Here is a 22,837-nt window from a genome sequence, read left to right as displayed (position 1 = left end):
AGATGATGGGTGCCGGCGACGATGTGCCCGCACGTTCCATCGTGCACCTGCAGCGCGGATCGGTCCTGCGCTTTCAGAGTTGGAAATAGATTCCTGTCATTTTCTCCAATGCCAGCCCGAATGCGATATCCAACGGGTCAATCGATTGGCATTTACGGCCAAGTTGAAGATCGCGCAGCAATGCGCGTGCGTACTGTAACTGCTCGGGGCGGGTGATCGATTCGTCTTCGTAGTGGTCAAAGAGCAGGCCGAACCGGGTATTGAGGGTAGTGAGGAAGCCGCTGTCGAACAGCAGATCGACCGTGGCATCGCTGAGCATCACTTCGTACAGGTCGCCAGGCAGGCAGGAATCGGTATCCAGCCGCCGTTCGGCATCGGCAGAAAGTGGAACGCAGGCTGTACGCATGGGAGCTCAGGTGGCGGGCACGCGAGCAAGTATCACGCATGCAGCGCTTTCGTCACGACGAAGGGCGTAGTGTCGGTGATGTCGGACGGTTCTGTCCGCATCGATTTCCCAACAGATGGAGACCACAGATGATTGATTATCGACTCAACGGAAAAACCGCGATCGTCACCGGCGGTGTATCCGGTATCGGCCTGGCGGTAGCGGAAACGCTCGCTGCATCGGGTGCGCGCATTTCAGTGTGGGACCTGAAGCAGGATGCGGTGGATGCCACGGTGGCCGCGCTGCGCAGCCAGGGTGCCGAGGCCATCGGCGTTGCGCTGGATGTGACCGACGAAGCTGCGGTGGAAGCGGCGGTGCAGCGCACGGTGAAGGAACTGGGCGGCGTGCATGTTGCAGTGAATAACGCTGGCATCGGCGGGCCAGCGGCAAGCAGCGGCGACTATCCCATCGATGGCTGGAAGCGCGTGGTCGATGTGAACCTGACCAGCGTGTTCCTGTGCCAGCGGGCGCAGATCCAGGCGATGCGCACGGCGGGCAGCGGCGGCAGCATCATCAACATGGCCTCCATCCTGGGCCAGGTCGGGTATGCCGGTTCGACCGCCTACGCGGCCGCCAAGCACGGCGTGGTCGGCCTGACCCAGACGGCTGCATGGGAGCACGCTGCCGATGGCATCCGCATCAATGCGGTGGGCCCGGGCTTCATCAACACGCCGTTGCTGGAAAAGATGGACGCCAAAGTGCGTGCCACCCTGGAGGGCCGGCATGCACTCAAGCGTTTGGGAACGCCGCAGGAAGTGGCCGCGCTCGTCGCCTGGCTGGCCAGCGACGATGCCTCGTTCGCAACGGGCGCCTACTACGCCATCGACGGTGGTTACCTAGCGCAGTAGTGCCGGCCGCTGGCCGGCAACTCCCGTTGCATGGAACAAGGCGGCATCGCCCGGTGAAGAGCGCGTTCCATCGCCTTCACCCCCGTCCCACGGCCGCCGAGCAACGCTCCGGGAAACTTCCGGAGCCTCCCCATGGAACTTACCCAGGACATGTCCATTCTGTTGCGCGTAGCCGCCGCCATGGTCTTTGGCGGCGTGCTGGGCGTTGAACGTGAGATGGGCAAGCACGCTGCCGGCCTGCGCACGCACATGCTGATTGCCGGTGCCGCTGCGCTGATCGTCGGCCTCGGTGATTCGGTGGCCGAACACTTCCAGCAGGAACGCTACCGCGATCTGTTGCAGGTCGACCCGGTGCGATTGATCGAAGCGGTGGTGGCCTGCGTGGGCTTCGTTGCCGCCGGCACCATCCTGCGCGGCAATCGCGAAGACCAGGTCAGCGGGCTCACCACGGCCAGTTCGCTGGTGATGGCCGCGGCCATCGGTATTGCCGTGGGCATCGGCAAGTACGTGATCGCGCTTGGTGTCAGCGTGCTGTGCGTGCTGGTGCTGGCGTTGATACGGCGGGTGGAGAAGAAGCTGTAATCGCTAAATGGTACTACCAATAATTCCGTATAGCCCTATGGTCTAATAGGCTGCCGGCAGGATTGGAGGTTCAATTCGCGCCTGTGGTCCGATTGTTGGTCAATGTGGTACGACCAATATATGGCGGGCCCGACGCCCCCACCCGGTGGGGAACCTCCTGTTCCTGTCGAGAGCCCTATGCAGCCCTGGCAACACGTGTACGACCCCGCCGGCAACCTGTGGTTGTCGAGCCTGATCGCGCTGCTGCCGATCGCCTTCTTCTTCATCGCCCTGGCCGTGCTGCGCATGAAAGGCTGGATCGCCGGCACCATCACGGTGGCCATCGCGCTTGCCGTGGCGCTGCTGTTCTATCGCATGCCGGTGGCGCAGGCGCTGGGCGCGGCCGGCTTCGGCTTCGTCTATGGCCTGTGGCCGATCGCCTGGATCATCATCGGCGCGGTGTTCCTGTACAAGGTTTCGGTCAAGACCGGCCAGTTCGACATCATCCGTGCCTCGATCCTGTCGGTCACCGAGGACCAGCGATTGCAGATGCTGATGGTCGGCTTTGCCTTCGGCGCCTTCCTGGAAGGTGCAGCCGGGTTTGGTGCGCCGGTGGCAATCACCGCCGCGCTGCTGGTCGGGCTGGGCTTCAAGCCGCTGTATGCGGCCGGCCTGTGCCTGATCGTCAACACCGCGCCAGTAGCGTTCGGCGCAATGGGCATCCCGATCATCGTGGCGGGGCAGGTGACCGGCCTGGATGCCTTCGAGATCGGCCAGATGGCCGGCCGCCAGCTGCCGTTCCTGACTGTCATCGTGCTGTTCTGGATCATGGCGATCATGGACGGCTGGCGCGGCGTCAAGGAAACCTGGCCGGCGGTGCTGGTGGCCGGCGGTTCGTTCGCCATCGCCCAGTACCTGACCTCCAACTTCATCGGCCCGGAACTGCCGGACATCACCGCCTCGCTGGCGTCGCTGGTCTGCCTGACCCTGTTCCTGCGCCGCTGGAAGCCGGTACGGATCTTCCGCTTCGATACCGAAACCAGCGCTGAGGCGGCCGCACAGGCAATGGAGGCGCCGCGCCACAGCGTCGGCCAGATCGCCAAGGCGTGGTCGCCGTTCCTGATCCTCACTGCGATGGTCACCGTGTGGAGCATCAAGCCGTTCAAGTCGCTGTTCGCAGCCGGTGGCCCGCTTGAAGGCTGGGTGCTGAAGATTCCGGTGCCGGGCCTGGACCAGATGGTGCAGAAGATGCCGCCGATCGTCGATGCGCCGCTGAGCTATGAGGCGGTGTACAAGTTCGACTGGTTCTCGGCCACGGGTACCTCGATCATCCTTGCCGCGATCATCGCGATCATCGCCCTGCGCATGCCGGCGCGCTCGGCGCTGCAGACCTTCGCTGAAACCGTGCGCGAACTGCGCATGCCGATCTTTTCGATCGGCATGGTGCTGGCGTTCGCCTTCATCGCCAATTATTCGGGCCTGTCGGCAACGCTGGCGCTGGCACTGGCGCACACCGGCAAGGCGTTCCCGTTCTTCTCGCCGTTCCTGGGCTGGCTGGGCGTGTTCCTGACCGGTTCGGATACCTCGTCCAATGCACTGTTCTCGGCGCTGCAGGCGACCACCGCCCAGCAGATCGGCGTGTCCGACGTGCTGCTGGTAGCGGCCAACACCACCGGCGGCGTCACCGGCAAGATGATCTCGCCGCAGTCCATTGCCATTGCCTGCGCGGCGGTGGGCCTGGCCGGCAAGGAGTCGGACCTGTTCCGCTTCACCGTCAAGCACAGCCTGATCTTCACCACGATGGTCGGCCTGATCACGTTGGCCCAGGCCTACTGGTTGACCTGGATGATTCCCTGAGCCATGCAGTACAGGCCGACCAACAGCGGCGTGCTTCGGGCCACAATGGCGCCATGAGCACACAACGGGTTTCGGACAAGGTGGCCGCGCAACTGCGTGCGCTGGTGCAGGAACAGCAGTTGCAGCCGGGCGACAGGCTGCCGGCCGAGCGCGCGCTGGCCGTTCAGCTGGGGGTCTCGCGCACCGCGCTGCGCGAGGCCATCGCGCAGTTGTCCAGCCATGGTCTGCTGACCGCGCGGGTAGGCGGTGGCACTTACGTGAGCGAGCCCGCCGCACGTGCGCGGCAGGCACTGGATGAACCGCTGGTGCCGTACCTGCCGCTGTTCCAGGGGGACCCGGAATACCGCTTCGATGTGCTGGAAATCCGCCACGCGCTGGAAGGCGCCACGGCCTGGCACGCTGCGCTGCGCGCCACCGACGAGGACCGCGCGCGCATCGCCCAGGCGTTCCAGACCATGATGGATGCGCATGGCAAGGACGACCCCGCCGGTGAGGCGCAGGCCGATGCGGCCTTCCACCTGTCCATCGCCGAGGCCTCGCACAACCTGGTATTGCTGCAGGTGATGCGCGGCCTGTTCGAACTGCTGCAGACCAATATCTCGCAGAGCCGCGAAAAGCTCTACACCTCGGCCAGGACCTTCTCGCCGCTGTCCGACCAGCATCGCGAAATGATGGATGCGGTGCTGGCCGGCGACCCCGAACGCGCGCGCGCCGCCGCGCATGCCCACCTCGAGTTCGTGCACACCACGCTGCGCACCCTCGATGACAACGAGGCCCGGCGTGCACGGGCTTCGCGTCTACCTTCCCCACACGGTTGACCCCATGATCATCTCCGCCTCCACCGATTACCGTGCCGCAGCCGAACGCCGGCTGCCGCCGTTCCTGTTCCACTACATCGATGGTGGCGCGTATGCCGAGCACACGCTGAAGCGCAACGTATCCGATCTGTCCGACATCGCGCTGCGCCAGCGCGTCCTGCGCAACATGTCCGACCTGAGCCTGGAAACAGAGCTGTTCGGCGAGAAACTGGCGATGCCGGTGGCACTGGCACCGGTTGGCCTGACCGGCATGTATGCCCGTCGCGGCGAAGTGCAGGCCGCGCGTGCAGCCGACAGCCGCGGCATTCCGTTCACGCTGTCCACGGTGTCGGTGTGCCCGATCGAAGAAGTCGCCCCGGCGATCCAGCGCCCGATGTGGTTCCAGCTGTACGTGCTGCGCGATCGCGGTTTCATGCGAAACGCACTGGAGCGCGCGCAGGCGGCCGGTGTAACCACCCTGGTATTCACTGTCGACATGCCGGTGCCGGGCGCGCGCTATCGCGACGCACACTCGGGCATGAGCGGTCCGAACGCTGCAATGCGCCGCATGCGCCAGGCCATCACCCATCCGCGCTGGGCGTGGGACGTGGGCCTGCGCGGACGCCCGCATGACCTCGGCAACATCTCCACCTACCGTGGCAATCCAACGGGCCTGGAGGACTACATCGGCTGGCTGGGCAGCAACTTCGATCCGTCCATTTCGTGGAAGGACCTGGAGTGGATCCGCGAGTTCTGGAAAGGCCCGATGGTGATCAAGGGCATCCTCGACCCGGACGATGCGCGCGATGCGGTCGCGTTCGGCGCCGATGGCATCGTGGTCTCCAACCATGGCGGCCGCCAGCTCGATGGCGTGCTGTCCACCGCACGGGCATTGCCGGCCATTGCCGACGCCGTGCAGGGTGACCTGAAGATCCTCGCCGATTCGGGCATCCGCACCGGCCTGGACGTGGTGCGCATGCTGGCGCTGGGCGCCGACACCGTGCTGCTGGGCCGCGCGTTCGTCTACGCTCTTGCCGCGCAGGGCGAGGCCGGCGTGGCCAACCTGCTGGACCTGATCGCCAAGGAAATGCGCGTGGCGATGACCTTGACCGGCGCGCATCGCATTGCCGACATCGGCCGTGATTCGCTGGTGCGCCTGCCATGAGTGATCGCGATACGGTGCTGGAACAGTTGCGTGCCGCGGTGGGGGACCGCCACGTACTGACCGGCGACAAGGCCACCCGTCGCTTCCGTCGCGGCTATCGCTTCGGTGACGGCCCGGTACTGGCGGTGGTGCGCCCGGGCACGCTGCTGGAACTGTGGCGTGTGTTGCAGGCGGCGGTGCAGGGCGGGGCAGCCATCATCCTGCAGGCGGCCAATACCGGCCTGACCGGTGGCTCGACCCCGGACGGCGATGACTACGGCCGGCCGATCGTGCTGGTCAGCACCCTGCGCCTGACCGGCATCCAGCTGTTGAATGAAGGCCGCCAGGTGCTGTGCCTGCCCGGCGCGACGCTGGACCGGCTGGAGCAGACGCTGGCGCCACTGGGCCGCGAGCCGCACTCGGTGATCGGCTCGTCGTGCATCGGCGCCTCGGTGCTGGGCGGCATCTGCAACAACTCCGGTGGCGCGCTGGTGCGCCGCGGCCCGGCCTATACCGAACTGGCGCTGTATGCGCAGGTCGACGCGCGGGGTGAACTGCAACTGGTCAACCATCTGGGCATCGCGCTGGGCGACACGCCCGAGCAGATCCTGCAGCGCCTGCAGAGCGGTGACTACAGCGCCGCCGATGTCAGCGACGGTGATGGCCGTGCCGCCTCCGATCCGCGTTATGCCGAGGAAGTGCGCAGGGTCGATGCCGATACCCCGGCACGCTTCAACGCCGACCCCAGCCGCCATTTCGAGGCGGCCGGATCTGCCGGCAAGCTGGCGGTGTTCGCCGTGCGCCTGGATACCTTCGAGAAGGAGGCCGCCGAGGTCTTCTATATCGGCAGCAACCGCACCGGCAGCCTGACCGCGATCCGCCGCCAGCTGCTGACCGGCTTCGAGCGCCTGCCCATCGCCGGCGAGTACATCCACCGGGATGCCTATGACATCGGCGAGCGCTACGGCAAGGACAGTTTCCTGCTGATCGACAAGCTCGGTACCGCGCGCGTTCCGGCCGCATTCGCGCTGAAGAGCCGGGTTGATGGCTGGTTCGAACGGCTGGGCCTGCGCGGTGTCACCGACCGCATGATGCAATTGCTGACCGGCCTGCTGCCCTCGCACCTGCCCAAGCGCATGGGCGAGTTCCGCCAGCGTTACGAGCATCACCTGCTGCTGAAGGTGTCCGCACAGGATGCGGCTGCCACCGAGGCCTGGCTGCGCGGCTTCTTCAACGACCACGAAGGCGGCTACTTCCATTGCACGGCGGACGAAGGACGCAAGGCCTTCCTGCATCGTTTCGCGGTGGCCGGTGCGGCGGTGCGCTACCGCGAAGTGCACCGCCGGCAGGTGCAGGACATCGTCGCGCTGGACATTGCGCTGCGCCGCGATGACGCCGACTGGTTCGAGCAGCTGCCGGCCGATATCGATGGGCGCCTGCTGCACAAGCTGTACTACGGTCATTTCCTGTGCCATGTGTTCCACCAGGACTACATCGCGCGCAAGGGTGAAGATCCGATGGCCATCGAGCATGCGATGTGGGCGTTGCTGGACCAGCGCGGCGCGGAGTACCCGGCCGAGCACAACGTCGGCCACCTGTATCCGGCCAAGCCGGCGCTGGCCGGCTTCTACCGCACGCTAGACCCGAGCAATACCTTCAACCCCGGCATCGGCCAGACGTCGAAGGCGAGGGGCTGGGGCAGCTGCGACTGCGACGGGCATTGATGGTGAGCTCGTCGAAAATTCGGATTCTTTGTATTCCAGGCTCATCGCCTTGGCACTAGCCTCAGCCATTGCCTTAGACGGATACAGGGTCGATGCAGAGCGCAAATGAAATATGGGTTTCCATCAAAGCGTCGCTTTTCGAGAAGAACTGTCTGGATGAGATGCAGCTACGGCCAGGAGCTTCCGAAAGTGAATTGATTGGACTGGAGACCAAGCTGGGAGTTGTTCTGCCAGATCTGCTGAAGCAGATGCTGATGATTCACGACGGACAGGATGGGTTCGGGCTTCTTTTCGGAAATCAGATGCTCTCGACAGCGGAGATCCTGCGACAGTGGCAGGGATGGCGGGAGATCGAGGCTGACGGGATGAACGAAGACTGCGCTGAGTTCATGGGGGCTAGCCCTCCTGGGGTGGTGAAGCCCATGTACTCAAATGCGCGCTGGATACCGCTCACGCATGATGGTGGTGGAAATCATATGGGCCTGGACTTCGATCCGGATGCGGGAGGGGCTGAGGGTCAGATGATTGCGTTTGGCGCCGACGAAGATACGAAATATCTTCTCGCACGTACTTTTGATGATTTTGTGGCGAAGGCCTTGGAGTGGATCCAACAGTCGCGTTGGAATGACGGCGACCTGCAATCCATGGCCGATGATGGTTTTGCTCCTCCTGCGATTCTACGTAGCATCAGCGGATAGCCTTGGATTTCGCTCTCTTGATGGCTCCCTGCATTGCTCGCTACGTGATCGGAAATTGATTCGGGGAGCCCGTTCTTCTCTGCGTTACCATCCGTGTTCCCTAGGCACGCACCGATGCGCAGGAATTGCGATGCAGAGAACGATTATTCGCACCGTGCTGAGCACGCTGCTGCTGTCCGCTCCGCTGCTTGCGGAGGCTGCCGCGCCCGTTCAACACGATGCCGCAGGCAACCGACTTGAAGCGCTATTGCTGCAGGGCGGGCAGGGACCGGACGGCCCGGAGCGCTACTGCACTGCTGATGGCCAGTGGTGCATGCAGGCGCTGCCTTCAGCGGGCGAAGACCAGCCGGCCTCGCTGGAAGTTGCCGAGCGCGCGGATGCTGAAGGCGAGCCGCAGATGCGCTACGTGCCCATCGACGTGGTTGACGATGGCGACCTGCGGGTCTGGCCCTTCATCGTGCGCCTGGCTCCCGGCGCCGGGGCAGGCCAGGCCGTGGCCGATCCACAACAGGTCGCATTGCAGAACGTGCTCGTCGGCGGTCTGGTGGAGGCCCGTGCGATGTATTCCGGCGGCGGTGCCAGCGCATCGACCCTGCACCTGGCGCGCATCCGTCATCTCGACGATGGCATCCAGGTGGACGCCGACGTGCTGTCCGTTGCGTGGTCGGCCGACAAGATGATCCGGGCCTGTTTCAGCGAGCGCGATTTTGATCAGCGCGCCGGCGCCTGCCATGACGAGTACAGCTTCGATGCGGAACTTGCGCTGGCAACCGAAGCGCAGGACATGCCCGTACTGCGCTACCAGACCGGGGCCACCAACTATCCGGCCGGGGTATCACCGCAGCGGGATTCGCTGGCCAAAGGGCGGTTGACGAAGAAGGACCTGCGCACCGAACAGGATGCGCAATGCAGCTACACGCGCACCTTCCGCTTCACGTCAGGGGCGTACCAACCGGACCAGCCGCTGCCGGAGTGCTCGGCCTACACCGAGCCCTGAGCCATGGAGCCGGGCGCATGCCCGGCTCTGGGCAACGGCCGTGACGCGCTTACTCGCAGCGGGTGGCGGTGATGATGTTGTCCTTGTCCACGAACACGCGCAGGCGGTCCTGGCGGATGTCCTTGGTGGTGATGGTGGCCGGGCCGATGGGGTTGACCATGCCGGCGCCGCTTTCGCTGGACAGGCGGCGGATGTTCGGCTCGTTGGCCGGCTGGCCGATGGCCCAGCCCAACTGGCTGGCATCGCAGCGGCCACTGCCCTTGACCTCCGGGCCGGGAGTGCTGACACAGGCCGACAGCAACAAGGCCGAGGCGGGCAGCAACAGAGTCAGGCGGATGGTCATGCGGGCGCTCCTGCGCAGGGGATTGGCGGCACGATAGCACTGACCGCGCGAAACCCGGCAGCGTTCGGGTCATTGCCCGCGCGGCCGCCGCACTGCATAGTGGCCGGCGTTGCCGGCAACGTGCCGGCGGGCAGGCCGGGCCACTCCGGTGCAGGTGTTGGGTCCGGTATGAGGTCAGGCAGTTTCCGTGGCAGGCAGAACGCAGTGAAGGCGACGGCAGTGCTGTCGTTGCTCTGCATGGCAGTGGCAGCCATGGCTGCCGAACCGACGCCAGCGCCGGCGGCCGAAGCGCCGGTATTTGGTGGCTGGCGCAACCTGCAGACCGAAGCCGGTTACCAGCCGGCGCAGCGCAACCTGGCGTTCGCGATGCTGCCGCAGGCCGCAACCCGTGGTGATCGCTTCGCGATCCTCGACCGTGAAGGCAAGCGCACGGTGTGCTGCCTGCAGGTGGCCAGCGAGTCGCTGGGTGTTGCCGCGCTTCGCGAGCAGTACCACCTGCCGCAGGCCGGGGTGACCGATCTGAGCAACGGCCGCAGCCCGGCGCGCCCGTATCTGCCGCATGTCTATGCGATGCAGCGGGTGGATGAACTGGCCGATTATGGTTTCGCCGATGTTGCCGGTGCCTACAGCGACCTGGGCGGGATGCTGCTGCCCGACGCTGCCGCGCTGGCTGCCGACGGCACCGAGGTGCGCGTGGGCGAGGGCCATTATCGCCTGCAGTTCCACCGCCAGCCGCTGGCCGATGATGACGGCGCACTGGACCGGTACACCCTGCAGGTGCTGCCTGCCGGCGCCCCGGTCGTGGTTGAAGTGCCGTTCGGCACCTACTGATTGCCACATCCCACTGGCTAGAATGGCGCGCGGCGCTGCCTGCGCGCCTGATCCTGCGAGTTGTTGCCGTGCGATTTCTGTTGCTGCCCCTGCTGTTGCTGGCCGGTTGTGCCAGCGTGCCCCCTGCGCCGCCACCGGCCCACTCGGATGCGCTGTGGCGCCTGATCGAACGTGATTGCCAGGGCGCACAGTCGCCACGGGGCGATTGCCTGCAGGTGCGCCCGGCCGTTGATCACCGCGATGTGCTGGTCAAGGACGCGCACGGCCGCTATCAGTTCCTGCTGATGCCACTGGACAAGGTCAGTGGCATCGAAAGTCCCGCGTTGTACCGGCGCGGGGCACCCAATTACTTTGCTGCCGCCTGGCAGGCCCGCGCTCGTACCGAGCAGGCACTTGGCCAGCGGTTGCCGCGCAGCGTCGCCAGCCTGGCATTGAACTCGCCGCATGGACGTTCGCAGCACCAGCTGCACATCCACGTCGACTGCCTGCGCTCCGACGTGCTGCGGGCGCTGGAAGACAATCGCGCGGCCCTCGGCACGCAGTGGGCACCGCTGCCGGTACGGCTGCGCGGCCATCAATACCAGGCGCGGTTGTTGCCGGGCGAGGCGTTGACTGCCAATCCCCTCAACCTGCTGGCCTATGGCCTGAGCGGTGTGGACAGGGTTGGCCAATGGAGCCTGCTGGTGGCGGGGCACGAGGACGTGCATGGCGCGCCGGGTTTCATCCTGCTGGCCACGCAGCTGGATCCCGGCAGCGACAACGATGCCAGCGCCGAGGAGCTGCAGGACCATGCCTGCAGCGTGTTGACCGGCGCGGATGCTTCGCTGGAGCGGGTGCGCTAGTTCTCTGCTGACTGCCGTTGCAGCCAGGCAGGGGCTGTCAGGGCGTAGAGCTGGCGGTCCTGCCAGCCTTCGACATCCAGGTGGTGGTCGCGCAGCAGGCCTTCGCGCTCGAATCCGATCGCCTGCAGGGTAGTGACCAGCGCGCTGCCTGCATCGGGCGGCAGCAGTACGAACAGGCGACGGATCCCCACCTGTTCGAACAGGAACGTGCACAGCGCCTGCAACGAAGCGTGCAGCTGCCGCCGCTGGGGACAGCCTGCGGCATGCAGCCAACGCAGTTCAACGCTGCGCGCATGCGCGCAATGCAGGCGCAGGTTCAACTGGTCCAGCAGCTCACCCGCTGCGTCGAAGCTGCCCAGCAGCAGCTGATCGTTGTCGTGTTGCAGCTGCGAACGCTGCACACCGCAGAGGAAATGGGCTTCGGCATCGAAATGGTCAGGCGGGTTGCCGCTGCGTTCGACCTGTCGATAGTGGTGACGCCAGGCGGAAAGGTCTGAACGCTGCAACGGCCGCAGCACCACAGGCCCGTGCTGGAGCAGCAGAAGGTGGCGGCGCAGCACCGGTCGCAGCGGTGGCAGGGAAGTAGGGAAATACCGATTCATGGGGTGCGACGATGCCGCAGGCCGGCGAGGGAGAACAATGAAAGAAGTTGCAAATGCGGCGCGGTCGCTGGCTGCGGTCTGATTCGGTTCAGGCATAACGCCATCAAGCCTGGTCATTTCCGTTGCAACCATCCGTTCAGGACACTTTCGTTACGGGATCGTTATGCGCGCACCGTCGCCAGCGCCCCGGACCACCCGCCCAACTCCCCCAGGAAGCCCATGTCCGCCTCTTCCCTGGCGCTGCGCCCGCGTCCGCTGGTGCTTGCCTTGTCGTCCCTGATGCTGGCCTCGTTGCCGGCCTTCGCGCAGGAAAGCGCACCCACGTCATTGCAGGAAGTGAAGGTCACCGGCTCGCGCATCCCGCGTGCCAGTGTCGAGGGGCCGTCGCCTGTCACGGTGATCAGCCGCGAGCAGATCGATGCGCAGGGCTATCGCAATGCATTCGATGCGTTGAGCGCGCTCACCGAGAACACCGGCAACGTGCAGGGCGAGGACTTCGGCAATACCTTCACCCCGGCGGCGAACACCATCAACCTGCGTGGCCTGGGCCCGAACCGCACGCTGGTGCTGGTCAACGGCCGCCGCCAGGCCGACTATCCGCTGGCCTACGAAGGCTCGGTGAACGTGGTCAACCTGGCCAACATCCCCAGTGCGCTGATCGAGCGCATCGAGGTGCTGGCCGCAGGGGCATCTGCGGTGTATGGCTCCGATGCCATCGCCGGTGTGGTCAACATCATCCTCAAGGACCGCTTCGACGGCGTGGACGTCAACGTGCGCGCCGGCGTCACCCAGCAGGGCGGTGGTGACAACCAGCGCGTGCAGGTTGTGGGAGGCAGCTCGGGCGAACGCTGGGAAGGCCTGTTCGGCTTCGAACTGGACGTGCGCAAGGCGATCCACGCGCGCCAGCGCGATTTCATGGATTCGCTGGACGATGACCCCACTGGCAAGGCGCCGCAGCCGACGGCCGTCGCCTATCGTCGCAATGCAGCCACCGGTCGCAACATCGATCCGGGCGCCGCCGGCTGCGATGCGGCTTCGGCCATCTACGGTGGCAGCGTGCTGCGCGCCAACAACCCGCGCCAGGGCTGGTACTGCGGCAGCAACGAAGCCGCTGCCAGCTACTGGACCGTGCAGACCGAGAAGCGCAACCTCAACGGTTACGGCCTGCTGACCTTCCACGTCAACGAGACCACCGACCTGTTCGCGGATGTCGCGCTGGGCAGCGCACGGATCAACAACAATACCCGTGCGCCCACCTGGACCTCGTCACGCAACTACTTCTACAACCAGAACACGGGCAACCTGGAGAGCTGGTACCGCCGCTTCGCGCCGGAGGAAATCGGCGGCCTGCCGCGCAACGCCAATCGCTTCCTGGAAAGCTCGTGGTCGCTCAACGTCGGTGCGCGGGGCCAGATCGGCGACAGCGGCTGGGACTACGAGGCTGTCTACAGCCGCTCGCGCTACGAGAACCGCACGCGCCGCCCGGTGCTGCTGGCCGGCATCAACGAGTACCTGCTGGGCCCGCAGCTGGGCGTGCGCAACGGCGTGGAGGTCTATGCACCAGACCCTGCGCGCCTGTTCCAGCCGTTGACGCCCGATGAGTACGGCCGCCTGTCCGACTACCAGGAGAGCCGCAATGCCGCGTGGCTGCAGACCTTCAGCGCGACGGTCAACGGCCGCCTGTTCGCGTTGCCCGGTGGCGATGCCGCATTGGCCGCGGTGGTCGAAGCGGGCAGCCAGGGCTACCGCAATCGCCCGGACCCGCGCTTGGGCACCGGCGAATTCTGGAACACCAGCGCCGGCATCGGTGCCGGTGGCGAACGTGACCGCTATGCGGCCGGTGTTGAACTGCAGCTGCCGTTGCTGCAGTCGCTGACCACCACCCTGGCAGGTCGCTACGACCAGTACCGCGCCGGCGGCGAGCATATCGGCAAGGCGACCTGGAGCTTCGGTGTCGAATTCCGTCCGATCGAAAGTCTGCTGATCCGCGGCACCGCGGCCACCAGCTTCCGTGCGCCGGACATGAACTATGTGTTCGCCACCGAGACCCGTGGCTACAACCCCGGCATGACCGACTACTGGCGCTGCCGCACCGCCGGTCAGTCGTATGACAACTGCGACTACAACGGCCTGTCGATCGACTACAGCAACCGCGCCAACCCGCAGCTGCAGCCCGAGTCGGCCAAATCGTATGGCTTCGGCGTGGTCTGGTCGCCACTGTCCGGGCTGGATTTCAGCGCCGACTACTACGACATCCGCATCGACAACGAAGTGACCAGCCTCGACACCAGCCGCATCCTGCGTGATGAGGCCGATTGCCGGCTGGGTCGCACCCTCGGCGGCGAAGCACGCGACATCAGCTCGCCGCTGTGCCAGGACGCGCTGTCGCGGGTGATCCGCAACCCCTCCAATGCCACCGTGCAGCCGGACCAGGTGACCCGCGTACTGATCAACCCGATCAATGCGGCGTCCGAATCGGTGCGCGGCATCGACCTGAAGGGCAACTGGCGCTTCGATGCGGGCCGCTATGGCCGCTTCACCACGCGCCTGGCCTACACCCTGGTGCTGGAGCATGAATACAAGCAGTTCGCCGATGACGAAGTGCGCGACATCCGCAATTCGCTGGATGACTACCAGTGGCGCAGCAAGGCCAATGGCAGCATCACCTGGAACCAGGGCGACTGGACCACGACGCTGTATGGCAACCGTTTCGGCTCGCTGCCCAAGACCGATGGCAGTGGCCGCATCGCACCGTACATGACCTACAACGCCAGCGTGTTCCGCCAGTTCGGCGAAAACCTGTCGGTGGGCGTGATCGTCAACAACCTGCGCGACAGCCGCCCGCCGGCGGACAAGAACGGTGGCGGTTGGCCGTTCTATCCGGTCGGCAACTACGACCCGTATGGCCGTCAGTTCTGGGTGCAGCTGGATTACCGGTTCCGTTGATGAAGCGGTGAAAAACGAAAGGCCCGGCATTGCCGGGCCTTTCTTTATCTGCGGGTGGATCAGGGCAGCGCCTGCACCAAGTACGACTCGATGACGTAGCTGAAAGGCTGCTGCTGGCGGTCGCGCAGCAGTGCGCGCACTTCCAGGATCACACCATGGTCGCCTTCGCCGCGCGGCGGCCAGAACGTCTGGTCGGTCACGGTCTGGCGCTGGAAGCCGAGCGGACCGACCACGCGGCCGAACGGCTCGTCGGTCGTGTCCAGGACCTGGTTCATGGCCGGGCTGAGATGGTCGGGCAGGTACCAGTTGTCGGCCTCGGACAGCACGCGGCTGCCGCAGGCCAGCTGCACGCGCCGGTAACGCAGGGGCGTGGAGGCAGTGGCGCCCAGGGCCTGCAGCACGTCGGCCGGCGCGGTCTTGTCCTGGCCGTGCACACGCACGGCACGGACCCGGGCCTGCTCGGCCAGACCGTGCTCGGCGCACCAGCTTTCCAGGGTGGCGGTGGCGCTCTGGCCGGCCAGCACGCGCTGGTGCAGTACCTCCACCAGCGCGGCGGAGGCGATCCGCTGCTGGCCCGGCGGCGCCTGCAGGGGCGCGCTGGCGCTGGCATCGGTGGCGGACAGGCTGGCGATCGGGGCAGCGGCCAGCAGGGACGCGGCCTGCCAGCGGCGAAGACGATCGTGGCGGTCGGACGGGCCCATGCGGCATCACAGCGGAAACAGGTGCCCATGTTACCCGTTCAGGCGTGTATCCGGCGTCCCTGCGGCGCACGGTCGCGGGCGGGATTCATCGTGCCGGTGAATGCATGGCATGCAGATATTTCGTTGGCCGATGGACGCGGCGGCGGGCAGGATGGCGCCAGTGTTGGCTTTCCGGGAGAACCTGATGACCCTGCAGTTCGTCCATGGTGGCGTCGATCGCGACGGTGCCCCGCTGCATTTCCACATCCGTGATGGCCGGTTTGTCGGCATCAATGGCGACGATGCAGCAGCACAGGGAGCCGAAAGCGTCGATCTGACCGGTTTTACCGTGCTGACTGGACTGGTCGACGGCCATATCCACCTGGACAAGAGTTTCGTCGGCGACCGCTGGCATCCGCATCAGCCGGTGAACAGCCTGCGCGAGCGTCTGGCGGTGGAAAAGGCCGCGATTGCCACCGCCGCACCCATGGCCGATCGTGCCGAGGCCCTGATCCGCCAGTGCAGCGGATTCGGTACGGTGGCGATGCGGTGCCACGTCGACATCGATGGCAGCACCGGCCTGCGTCACCTGGAGGCGGTGCGTGAAGCAGCGCTGCGTTGTGCCGACATCATGCGCATCCAGTTGGTGGCATTCCCTCAGGCCGGCGTGATGTCGTGCCCGGGTACGGCGGCCATTCTGGAACAGGCGATTGCTGCCGGGGTGGAGGTGCTTGGAGGCATCGACCCGAGCACGCTGGACGGGGATGCCGAAGGCCAGCTTGCGCTGTTGTTCGGGCTGGCCGAGCGCTATGGCGTGCGTCTGGACATCCATCTGCACGAGCCGGGCGAGACCGGGCTGGCGCAGCTGCTGCGGATCGCCGCGCGCACACGCGCGGCGAGCCTGCAGGGCAGGGTGGCGGTCAGTCACGCCTATGCGTTGGGCGAGGTGCCGTTGGCGCGGGCGCTGCAGGTGGGTGAGGCCTTGGCTGCCGCAGGCGTAGCGATCATGAGCAATGCGCCGGGCGACCATCCGTTCCCGCCGCTGCGCGCTCTGCACGACGCCGGTGTGTGCGTGTTCGCCGGCAACGACAACATCCGCGACTGCTGGTGGCCTTATGGCAATGGCGACTTGCTGCAGCGGGCGATGCTGCTGGGCTATCGGTCGGGCTTCTACACCGATGCGGACCTGATGCTGGCGCTGGACATGGTCACCACCCATGCGGCGGAGGTGATCGGGTTGCCGCAGTACGGCATTGCAGAAGGTCGTCCGGCTACCTTCGTGGCGGTGCGTGCCGACCATGGCCCGGCGGCGGTGGCCGCAGTGCCGGCCGAGCGACGCGTGGTGGTCGACGGCCGCTGGCTGTAGCGGCCGGGCCGTGCCCAGCCGCGCCATCCGTGGCGCGGATGCCCCGCAATCCGACACCGCCCCACCTTCGACAGCTTCCCGTTGTCTGGCACATCCACGCCATGCGTGGATGAATCTCCATCGAAATCGAATATTTCGATATCTGATCGAAGAGCATCCACGCATGGCGTGGATCTACTGGTCGACCAAGGTCGACACCTACCAACAGCATCACAGAGCGCCGTCCCGACAGCTCGCGGAGATCTGTCGAAGGCGGGGTGGGTCCGGTTGCGGGGGCGTGAGCCGCATGGATGCGGCGACCGAGCTTACAGGGGTGAGGGTGCTTTGCTTGCGAAGCACTGCTTCGCAAGCGCTCGAACGCACAGCCGCCAGCGGCTGGGCCGGGCCCCGGAGGGGGACTTGCAGCGTCCCCCGCAACCGGACCCACCCCGCCATCCCACAGGAAACCAGCTGTTGCCGTTGCTGTTGCCGTTGCCGTTGCCGTTGCCGTTGAGGTTGCCGGCCAGCGGCCGGCACTACCCATGGGGTGCAGGGCGCAGCCCTGCCGACTATTCCGGCTCGCGCTGCACCTGGCGCCACAACTCGCTGGCCAGCGCACGCACCGCATCATCGGCATCGGCGCGATGCAGCAGGCCGATCTCGTAGTTGTCGACAAGTGGCAGGTCGCGCTGCCCATCGATGATGCGGTGTTCGCGGTTGACCGCGCGCCGTGGCAGCAGGCTGATGCCGATGCCGTCGGCCACCGCGCCCTGGATGCCGCTCAGCGAGGAACTGGTGAACGCGATGCGCCAACGCAGGCCCAGCGCCTCCACGGCCTGGATCATCTCGTCGCGGTACAGCCCGCGCGGCGGGAAGGTGACCAGTGGCAGCGGGTCCTGCTGCAGGCTGCTGCTGCGCAGGCTGTCGATCCAGTGCATCGGTTCGCGCCGGCAGTGCACGGCCTGGCGGGTGTTGCGACGCTGCTTGACGAGCACCAGGTCCAGCTCGCCATGGTCGAAGCCATGGGCCAGATCACGGCTGAGGCCGCTGCTGATTTCCAGCTTGACCTGCGGGTGGCGGCGACTGAAGGCGGCCAGCATGCGCGTGGTCTGCGGGTTCACGAAATCCTCCGGCACGCCGATGCGCACCGCGGTCTCCACGGTGGCGCCGGCCAAGGCCTGGGCCAGTTCCTCGTTCAGGTCCAGCATGCGCCGGGCATAGCCCAGCAGGGTGTGCCCGGCATCGGTGGGATGCACGTCGCGGTGGCCGCGCTCGAGCAGGCGATGCCCGGCCAGTTCCTCCAGCCGCCGCACCTTCTGGCTGACCGTGGACTGGGTCGAATGCAGGCGGGTGGCCGCCGTGGTGAAGCTGCCACAATCGGCGACCATCACCAGGGCCCGCAGCAGGTCCAGTTCGAACACTGTTCTATTCGATTTGGCACTGTCTTGCATTTGAACATTTCACTTCTGGATACCGGTGCCGACTTCTACCATGCAGGGCAGGGACCGGCAATGGCCGGCGCCATCGCGCATGAGGAGAGTCACGATGCACCACCCTCGCTCCCGCCAGCGCCGTTCGGCATTGGGTCGCATGCTGTTGCTGTGCCTGCTGGCCATGGTCATCCCGGCGTGCACGGCGACTTCCCGAAGCGACGCCGATGCGCAGCTGCGCGATGCCGCCAGCCGCGGTGATGCCCGCGCCGTGCGCGAGGCCCTGGGCGACGGTGCCGATCTGGAAGCCCGTGACGGCCAGGGCCGCACGGCGCTGCTGCTGGCCACCCACGGCAACAACGTGGATGCGGCGCGTGAGCTGATCGAGGCCGGCGCCGACGTCAATGCCAAGGACGCGATGCAGGACAGCGCCTACCTGTACGCCGGCGCGCGCGGCCTGGATGAGATCCTGGCGCTGACGCTCGCGCACGGTGCAGACCTGCGCAGCACCAACCGCTATGGCGGTACCGCGCTGATTCCTGCTGCCGAACGCGGCCACGTCGCCACCGTGCGTACGCTGCTGCGCGCGGGCGTGGCGGTGGACCATGTCAACCGCCTGCACTGGACTGCGCTGCTGGAGGCGATCCTGCTTGGCGATGGCGGCCCGCGCCACGTGCAGATCGTGCAGCTGCTGCTGGACGCCGGCGCCAACCCCGAGCTTGCCGATGGCGACGGCGTAACGCCGCTCGCGCACGCCCGGCAACGCGGCTACGCCAACATCGAAACCCTGCTGCGCCAACACGGCGCGACGCGCTGACACCTGCCCCTTCCACCCGCACGCTGCCGTGCCCACCAGGATGCCACCCATGTTCCGTTCCCGTCCGTTGTCCCTTGCCGTCCTTCTTGCCGTTGCACCGCTGTCGGCGTCTGCCGCCGAGCGCGCCGATCTGCTGATCCGCAACGCCACGGTGGTCGATGTCGAGCACGCACGCAGCGTGCCCGGGCAGAGCGTGGTCATCCGTGGCGAGGACATCGTCGCGGTCGGCCCCGATGCGCAGCTGCGCGGCCAGTGGAGTGCCAGCCGGCAGATCGATGCCAAGGGCAAGTACCTGATTCCAGGCCTGTGGGACATGCACGTGCACTTCGGCGGCGGCCCTGCGCTGGTGGAGGAGAACAAGGCGCTGCTGCCGCTGTACATCGCCCACGGCATCACCACGATCCGCGACTGCTCCGGTGACCTTCCGCAGCAGGTGCTGCAGTGGCGCGGCGAAATCGCCAACGGCGCGCTGTTCGGTCCGCGCCTGCTGACGTCCGGTGCGAAGATCGAAGGCATCAAGCCGGTCTGGAAGGGCACGATCGAGGTGGGCAGCAAGGCCGACGCGGACAAGGCGATCGAGCGCCTGCAGCACGACAAGGTCGACTTCGTGAAGATCACCGACAGCACGCTGACCCCGGAACTGTTCCTGTACTCGGCCAGCGCGGCGCGCAAGGCGGGTCTCAAGGCCTCGGGCCACATTCCGATGGCGTTGACGGTGGAGCAGGCCGTGGATGCGGGCCTGGCCTCGATCGAGCATCTGGACTATGCCTTCAAGGCTGGCAGCAAGGACGAGGCGCAGATCGCGGCCGATTTCGGCGCCGGGCGCATCGATCGCGCCGAAGCCAACCGCCGGCTCGACGCCAGCTTCGATCGCGAAACCGCGCTGCATGCCTACCGTGATTTCGCCAAGCGTGGCGTATTCGTGACGCCGACCCTCAACGGTGGCCGCATCCTCGACTTCCTCGACCAGGACGACCACGCCAACGACCCGTATCTGGCCTATATCGGCCCGGGCCTGCGCGCGACCTACACCTGGCGCATCGAACGCGCGGCCAAGGCCACCCCGGCGCAGATCGAGGCGCGCCATGCGCAGTACCACCAGGTGGCTGCGGTGCTGCCGCTGCTGCAGGAAGCGGGAGTGACGATCATTGCCGGTACCGATGCTGGCTTCCTCAATTCGTTCAACTATCCCGGCATCGGCCTGCACCAGGAACTGCAGCTGTTCGTGAAGGAAGGCCTGAGCGCACCGCAGGCGCTGTCGGCCGCGACCCGTTCGGGCCCGGCCTGGTTCGGCCAGATGCAGCGCTATGGCGGCGTCGCCACGGGCAAGGCGGCCGATCTGGTGCTGCTGACCGCCAACCCGTTGCAGGACATCGCTGCCACCGAAAAGATCGACAGCGTGATCCTGCGCGGTGATGTGTACGATCGCGCGGCGCTGGACAAGATGCTGGCCGACACCAAGGCAAAGGTCGCTGCATGGAATGCCGTGGCGAAGCAGGACCACGCTTCGCAGTGATGCGGCCGGTAGCGCCTAGCGCGGTGCCGGCCGCATGCCATGCAGCTGCGGCAGCGTGGTTTTCATCGCATCGATGAAGGCGCGCAGGCGCAGCGGTTGCCGTCGCGCAGCGGGGAACACCAGATGCACCGGCAGCGGTGGTGCCTGCCAGTCCGCTAAAAGCTGCACCAACCGACCTTCGGCCAGATCCTCGGCCACCAGCCAGGCCGACACCACTGCGGCTCCCAATCCCGCACCTGCGGCCTGCTGCACCACGAACAGGTTGTCACTCAGCAGGCGCGGCGTGATCGACAGCGTGTGCGCACGGCCCTGCGCATCGTGCAGCAGCAGACGTTCGCGGTAGTAGGTGACCAGCGAGATCCACGGCAACGCCTGCGCCTGTTCGGGGGTGGTGATCGACTCCGCATCGGCCAGCGACGGTGCGGCCACGACAATGCGAGGTACTTCGGCCAGCGGCAGGGCAACCACGCGCGGTTCATCGACCGCGCCGACCCGCACCGCGCAGTCGATGCCTTCGGCGATGAAGTCCGGGCGGCGGTCCTCGAGGATCCACTCCAGGCTCAGTTGTGGATGCTGGGCCAGGAAGTCGAGCATGGTGGGCAGCAGCTGTGCCTGGCCGAACGCATGCGGCACCATCACCCGCAGGCGGCCGCTCAGCCTCTGTGTCTGCCCGTGCAGCTCGGCCTGCAGCGCTTCCCATTCGTCCACCACCCGCTGCGCATGGCGTTGGCAGCGCTGGCCGTCCTCGGTCAGCAGCAGGCCGTGGGTAGAGCGCTGCAGCAGGCGCAGGCCCAGCTGCCGTTCCAGGGCTTGAAGCCGACGGCTGACGGTGGGCTGGGTGGTGCCCAGCTGCACGGCGGCGGCCGAAAGGCTGCCGCTGTCGACGATGCGCAGGAAGGTACGCAGCAGGTCCAGGCGGTCGCCGCCCGATGCGAGATCGTTCATGCGTATGGCGTATGTAAAGTATGTTGTTGAGCCTACTACAGACGCCTCGCGAATGTAGGCACGCTAGGCTCCAATTCTCTCCCTGGTGCCTTCCATGCCCGCTCCCTCGCTCTCAACCGTCGTCTCTGCGCCACGCGCTGCGCCCGCCCCATCACTGGTGCTGGCCATGGCCGCCGGCGCGGGCTTTTCGGTGGCCTCGCTCTATTACAGCCAGCCGATGCTGGGCCTGATCGCGCAGGATCTGGCTGCGGGCGAGCGTGCCGTGGGCCTGGTGCCGACCCTGACCCAGCTGGGCTATGCGCTGGGCATCCTGCTGCTGGCTCCGTTGGGCGACCGCTTCGACCGGCGCAACCTGATCCTGCTGAAGTCGGTGCTGCTGGCGTTGGCCCTGGGGGCGGCCGCCTTGGCCGGCCAGTTGCCGGGGCTTCTTGTTGCCAGCCTGCTGGTGGGGCTGATGGCCACGCTGGCACAGGACATCGTGCCGGCCGCCGCGGTGCTGGCACCGGATGCGCAGCGCGGGCAGGTGGTGGGCAGAGTGATGACCGGCCTGCTGCTGGGCATCCTGCTGTCGCGCGTGGTCAGCGGCGTGGTGGCCGAAGCCTGGGGCTGGCGCGTGCAGTTCGGCCTCGCAGCGCTTTCGGTGCTGGCGATGGGGGCGGTGATGGCACGCGCACTGCCGCACTTCGCTGCGACCAGTACGCTGCGTTATCCGGCGCTGCTGGGTTCGTTGCTGGCGCTCTGGCGTGAGCAGCCGCAGCTGCGCCGCGCCGTGGCCAGCCAGTCGCTGCTGGCGGTGGGCTTCAGTGCGTTCTGGTCGACGCTGGCGCTGATGCTGCACGCACGGCTGGGTCTGGGCAGTGCCGCCGCGGGTGCGTTCGGCATTGCCGGTGCTGCGGGTGCATTGGCGGCACCGGTTGCCGGTCGTTTTGCAGATCGGTTGGGCAGCCCCGCGGTCGCGCGGTTGGCGATTGCCGTCGCCCTGGTTGGCTTTGCGCTGTTGCTGGTCGATTCGTGGCTGCCGGCCGTGGCGCTGCTGCCGTTGTTGGTGGTCAGCGCGCTGCTGTTCGACTTCGGTTTCCAGTCGGCGCTGGTCGCGCACCAGACGCTGGTCTACGGCCTGGTGCCGCCGGCGCGCAGTCGCCTCAATGCACTGCTGTTCACCGGCATGTTCATCGGCATGGCTGGCGGCGGTGCGTTGGGCAGCCTGGCGCTGGCGCAGTGGGGTTGGCACGGCGTGGCGTGGCTGGCGACGATCTGCGCCGGTGGCAGCCTGCTGATCCGTCTGCGTTGAGGGTGGTTCGGCAGGGCTGCGCCCTGCACCTGCTGTAGTGCCGGCCGCTGGCCGGCAACCTCAATCTCAACAGCAACAGCAACAGCGGGTATTCCGTGGGGGGCGGGGCGGTGTCGGATGGCGGGGACGCCGCAAGTACGTCCTTGTAGGCTTGGCAGCCGCATCCATGCGGCTGACA

General features: G+C 66.5%; 21 protein-coding genes. 15 read left to right on the top strand and 6 right to left on the bottom strand.

Annotated features, from left to right (window positions below; translation table 11 throughout):
• Positions 1-73: 73 nt before the first annotated feature.
• Positions 74-406 (bottom strand): hypothetical protein, encoded by a 333-nt coding sequence (locus AC07UW_RS18085; protein ID WP_025878503.1) that lies wholly within the window; start codon positions 404-406, stop codon positions 74-76.
• A 128-nt stretch (positions 407-534) separates the two neighbouring features.
• Between AC07UW_RS18085 and AC07UW_RS18080 the strand changes: the two genes are divergently transcribed.
• From AC07UW_RS18080 to AC07UW_RS18045, 8 genes are all read left to right on the top strand, one after another.
• On the top strand, positions 535-1,293 hold the full coding sequence (locus AC07UW_RS18080; RefSeq protein ID WP_495212582.1) for an SDR family NAD(P)-dependent oxidoreductase: 759 nt from the start codon (positions 535-537) through the stop codon (positions 1,291-1,293).
• A 132-nt stretch (positions 1,294-1,425) separates the two neighbouring features.
• The gene (locus tag AC07UW_RS18075; RefSeq protein WP_032975262.1) at positions 1,426-1,875 is read left to right on the top strand and encodes an MgtC/SapB family protein; all 450 of its coding nucleotides are present in this window, start codon (positions 1,426-1,428) and stop codon (positions 1,873-1,875) included.
• Between the two features lie 177 nt (positions 1,876-2,052).
• Entirely contained in the window at positions 2,053-3,711 is a 1,659-nt protein-coding gene (lldP, locus tag AC07UW_RS18070) for an L-lactate permease (RefSeq protein ID WP_080148555.1), read from the top strand.
• A 53-nt stretch (positions 3,712-3,764) separates the two neighbouring features.
• Positions 3,765-4,529 carry a transcriptional regulator LldR gene (gene lldR / locus AC07UW_RS18065; RefSeq protein WP_223495386.1) on the top strand — a complete coding sequence of 255 codons (765 nt, stop codon included), beginning with the start codon at positions 3,765-3,767 and terminating at the stop codon, positions 4,527-4,529.
• Positions 4,530-4,533: 4 nt separating this feature from the next.
• The gene (gene lldD / locus AC07UW_RS18060; protein ID WP_495212581.1) at positions 4,534-5,673 is read left to right on the top strand and encodes an FMN-dependent L-lactate dehydrogenase LldD; all 1,140 of its coding nucleotides are present in this window, start codon (positions 4,534-4,536) and stop codon (positions 5,671-5,673) included.
• Positions 5,670-7,376 carry a D-lactate dehydrogenase gene (gene dld / locus AC07UW_RS18055; protein ID WP_495212580.1) on the top strand — a complete coding sequence of 569 codons (1,707 nt, stop codon included), beginning with the start codon at positions 5,670-5,672 and terminating at the stop codon, positions 7,374-7,376. The genes lldD and dld overlap by 4 nt, the downstream gene beginning before the upstream one ends.
• 92 nt (positions 7,377-7,468) lie before the next feature.
• Positions 7,469-8,074, top strand: coding sequence for an SMI1/KNR4 family protein (locus AC07UW_RS18050; protein ID WP_223495379.1), 606 nt, complete (start codon positions 7,469-7,471; stop codon positions 8,072-8,074).
• Positions 8,075-8,204: 130 nt separating this feature from the next.
• The gene (locus AC07UW_RS18045; RefSeq protein ID WP_495212579.1) at positions 8,205-9,071 is read left to right on the top strand and encodes a hypothetical protein; all 867 of its coding nucleotides are present in this window, start codon (positions 8,205-8,207) and stop codon (positions 9,069-9,071) included.
• 49 nt (positions 9,072-9,120) lie between these two features.
• Here the strand turns inward: AC07UW_RS18045 and AC07UW_RS18040 are convergent, their stop codons facing one another.
• Positions 9,121-9,414: a hypothetical protein gene (locus AC07UW_RS18040; protein WP_025878511.1), complete on the bottom strand. Its 294-nt coding sequence runs from the start codon at positions 9,412-9,414 to the stop codon at positions 9,121-9,123.
• Between the two features lie 168 nt (positions 9,415-9,582).
• Between AC07UW_RS18040 and AC07UW_RS18035 the strand changes: the two genes are divergently transcribed.
• Together AC07UW_RS18035 and AC07UW_RS18030 are read left to right on the top strand one after the other, a co-directional pair.
• Positions 9,583-10,245 carry a decarboxylase gene (locus AC07UW_RS18035; protein ID WP_495212578.1) on the top strand — a complete coding sequence of 221 codons (663 nt, stop codon included), beginning with the start codon at positions 9,583-9,585 and terminating at the stop codon, positions 10,243-10,245.
• A 68-nt stretch (positions 10,246-10,313) separates the two neighbouring features.
• Positions 10,314-11,087 (top strand): CDP-diacylglycerol diphosphatase, encoded by a 774-nt coding sequence (locus tag AC07UW_RS18030; protein WP_495212577.1) that lies wholly within the window; start codon positions 10,314-10,316, stop codon positions 11,085-11,087.
• Here the strand turns inward: AC07UW_RS18030 and AC07UW_RS18025 are convergent.
• Positions 11,084-11,593: a GNAT family N-acetyltransferase gene (locus tag AC07UW_RS18025; RefSeq protein ID WP_495212576.1), complete on the bottom strand. Its 510-nt coding sequence runs from the start codon at positions 11,591-11,593 to the stop codon at positions 11,084-11,086. The genes AC07UW_RS18030 and AC07UW_RS18025 overlap by 4 nt on opposite strands.
• A 315-nt stretch (positions 11,594-11,908) precedes the next feature.
• On the opposite strand from AC07UW_RS18025, the gene AC07UW_RS18020 reads away from it, so the two are divergent.
• Positions 11,909-14,635: a TonB-dependent receptor domain-containing protein gene (locus tag AC07UW_RS18020; RefSeq protein WP_495212575.1), complete on the top strand. Its 2,727-nt coding sequence runs from the start codon at positions 11,909-11,911 to the stop codon at positions 14,633-14,635.
• A gap of 59 nt (positions 14,636-14,694) precedes the next feature.
• On the opposite strand, the gene AC07UW_RS18015 is transcribed toward AC07UW_RS18020, so the two are convergent.
• Positions 14,695-15,336 (bottom strand): hypothetical protein, encoded by a 642-nt coding sequence (locus AC07UW_RS18015; RefSeq protein WP_059064427.1) that lies wholly within the window; start codon positions 15,334-15,336, stop codon positions 14,695-14,697.
• A gap of 184 nt (positions 15,337-15,520) precedes the next feature.
• On the opposite strand from AC07UW_RS18015, the gene AC07UW_RS18010 reads away from it, so the two are divergent.
• Entirely contained in the window at positions 15,521-16,681 is a 1,161-nt protein-coding gene (locus AC07UW_RS18010; protein ID WP_495212574.1) for an amidohydrolase family protein, read from the top strand.
• Between the two features lie 548 nt (positions 16,682-17,229).
• On the opposite strand, the gene AC07UW_RS18005 is transcribed toward AC07UW_RS18010, so the two are convergent.
• Positions 17,230-18,111, bottom strand: coding sequence for a LysR substrate-binding domain-containing protein (locus tag AC07UW_RS18005; protein ID WP_313251299.1), 882 nt, complete (start codon positions 18,109-18,111; stop codon positions 17,230-17,232).
• A gap of 94 nt (positions 18,112-18,205) precedes the next feature.
• Here AC07UW_RS18005 and AC07UW_RS18000 point away from each other — a divergent pair, with 94 nt between their 5' ends.
• Together AC07UW_RS18000 and AC07UW_RS17995 are read left to right on the top strand one after the other, a co-directional pair.
• Positions 18,206-18,907 (top strand): ankyrin repeat domain-containing protein, encoded by a 702-nt coding sequence (locus AC07UW_RS18000; protein ID WP_495212573.1) that lies wholly within the window; start codon positions 18,206-18,208, stop codon positions 18,905-18,907.
• Positions 18,908-18,956: 49 nt separating this feature from the next.
• A complete protein-coding gene (locus AC07UW_RS17995) occupies positions 18,957-20,423 on the top strand; it encodes an amidohydrolase family protein (protein ID WP_495212572.1) in 1,467 nt (488 codons plus the stop codon).
• A 15-nt stretch (positions 20,424-20,438) separates the two neighbouring features.
• On the opposite strand, the gene AC07UW_RS17990 is transcribed toward AC07UW_RS17995, so the two are convergent.
• Positions 20,439-21,368 (bottom strand): LysR family transcriptional regulator, encoded by a 930-nt coding sequence (locus AC07UW_RS17990; RefSeq protein WP_495212571.1) that lies wholly within the window; start codon positions 21,366-21,368, stop codon positions 20,439-20,441.
• Positions 21,369-21,462: 94 nt separating this feature from the next.
• Between AC07UW_RS17990 and AC07UW_RS17985 the strand changes: the two genes are divergently transcribed.
• The gene (locus AC07UW_RS17985; RefSeq protein WP_025878523.1) at positions 21,463-22,659 is read left to right on the top strand and encodes an MFS transporter; all 1,197 of its coding nucleotides are present in this window, start codon (positions 21,463-21,465) and stop codon (positions 22,657-22,659) included.
• Positions 22,660-22,837 lie beyond the last annotated feature (178 nt).

The organism is Stenotrophomonas sp. GW821-FHT02D01, from assembly GCF_059421765.1.
This window is presented reverse-complemented; position numbering and strand designations above follow the sequence as displayed.

Excerpts from the sequence above, each read along its gene's own strand:
- AC07UW_RS18085 (WP_025878503.1), bottom strand. The coding sequence starts at position 406 with ATGCGTACAGCCTGCGTTCCACTTTCTGCCGATGCCGAACGGCGGCTG.
- AC07UW_RS18080 (WP_495212582.1), top strand. The coding sequence starts at position 535 with ATGATTGATTATCGACTCAACGGAAAAACCGCGATCGTCACCGGCGGT.
- AC07UW_RS18075 (WP_032975262.1), top strand. The coding sequence starts at position 1,426 with ATGGAACTTACCCAGGACATGTCCATTCTGTTGCGCGTAGCCGCCGCC.
- lldP (WP_080148555.1), top strand. The coding sequence starts at position 2,053 with ATGCAGCCCTGGCAACACGTGTACGACCCCGCCGGCAACCTGTGGTTG.
- lldR (WP_223495386.1), top strand. The coding sequence starts at position 3,765 with ATGAGCACACAACGGGTTTCGGACAAGGTGGCCGCGCAACTGCGTGCG.
- lldD (WP_495212581.1), top strand. The coding sequence starts at position 4,534 with ATGATCATCTCCGCCTCCACCGATTACCGTGCCGCAGCCGAACGCCGG.
- dld (WP_495212580.1), top strand. The coding sequence starts at position 5,670 with ATGAGTGATCGCGATACGGTGCTGGAACAGTTGCGTGCCGCGGTGGGG.
- AC07UW_RS18050 (WP_223495379.1), top strand. The coding sequence starts at position 7,469 with ATGCAGAGCGCAAATGAAATATGGGTTTCCATCAAAGCGTCGCTTTTC.
- AC07UW_RS18045 (WP_495212579.1), top strand. The coding sequence starts at position 8,205 with ATGCAGAGAACGATTATTCGCACCGTGCTGAGCACGCTGCTGCTGTCC.
- AC07UW_RS18040 (WP_025878511.1), bottom strand. The coding sequence starts at position 9,414 with ATGACCATCCGCCTGACTCTGTTGCTGCCCGCCTCGGCCTTGTTGCTG.
- AC07UW_RS18035 (WP_495212578.1), top strand. The coding sequence starts at position 9,583 with ATGAGGTCAGGCAGTTTCCGTGGCAGGCAGAACGCAGTGAAGGCGACG.
- AC07UW_RS18020 (WP_495212575.1), top strand. The coding sequence starts at position 11,909 with ATGTCCGCCTCTTCCCTGGCGCTGCGCCCGCGTCCGCTGGTGCTTGCC.
- AC07UW_RS18015 (WP_059064427.1), bottom strand. The coding sequence starts at position 15,336 with ATGGGCCCGTCCGACCGCCACGATCGTCTTCGCCGCTGGCAGGCCGCG.
- AC07UW_RS18010 (WP_495212574.1), top strand. The coding sequence starts at position 15,521 with ATGACCCTGCAGTTCGTCCATGGTGGCGTCGATCGCGACGGTGCCCCG.
- AC07UW_RS18005 (WP_313251299.1), bottom strand. The coding sequence starts at position 18,111 with ATGCAAGACAGTGCCAAATCGAATAGAACAGTGTTCGAACTGGACCTG.
- AC07UW_RS18000 (WP_495212573.1), top strand. The coding sequence starts at position 18,206 with ATGCACCACCCTCGCTCCCGCCAGCGCCGTTCGGCATTGGGTCGCATG.
- AC07UW_RS17995 (WP_495212572.1), top strand. The coding sequence starts at position 18,957 with ATGTTCCGTTCCCGTCCGTTGTCCCTTGCCGTCCTTCTTGCCGTTGCA.
- AC07UW_RS17990 (WP_495212571.1), bottom strand. The coding sequence starts at position 21,368 with ATGAACGATCTCGCATCGGGCGGCGACCGCCTGGACCTGCTGCGTACC.
- AC07UW_RS17985 (WP_025878523.1), top strand. The coding sequence starts at position 21,463 with ATGCCCGCTCCCTCGCTCTCAACCGTCGTCTCTGCGCCACGCGCTGCG.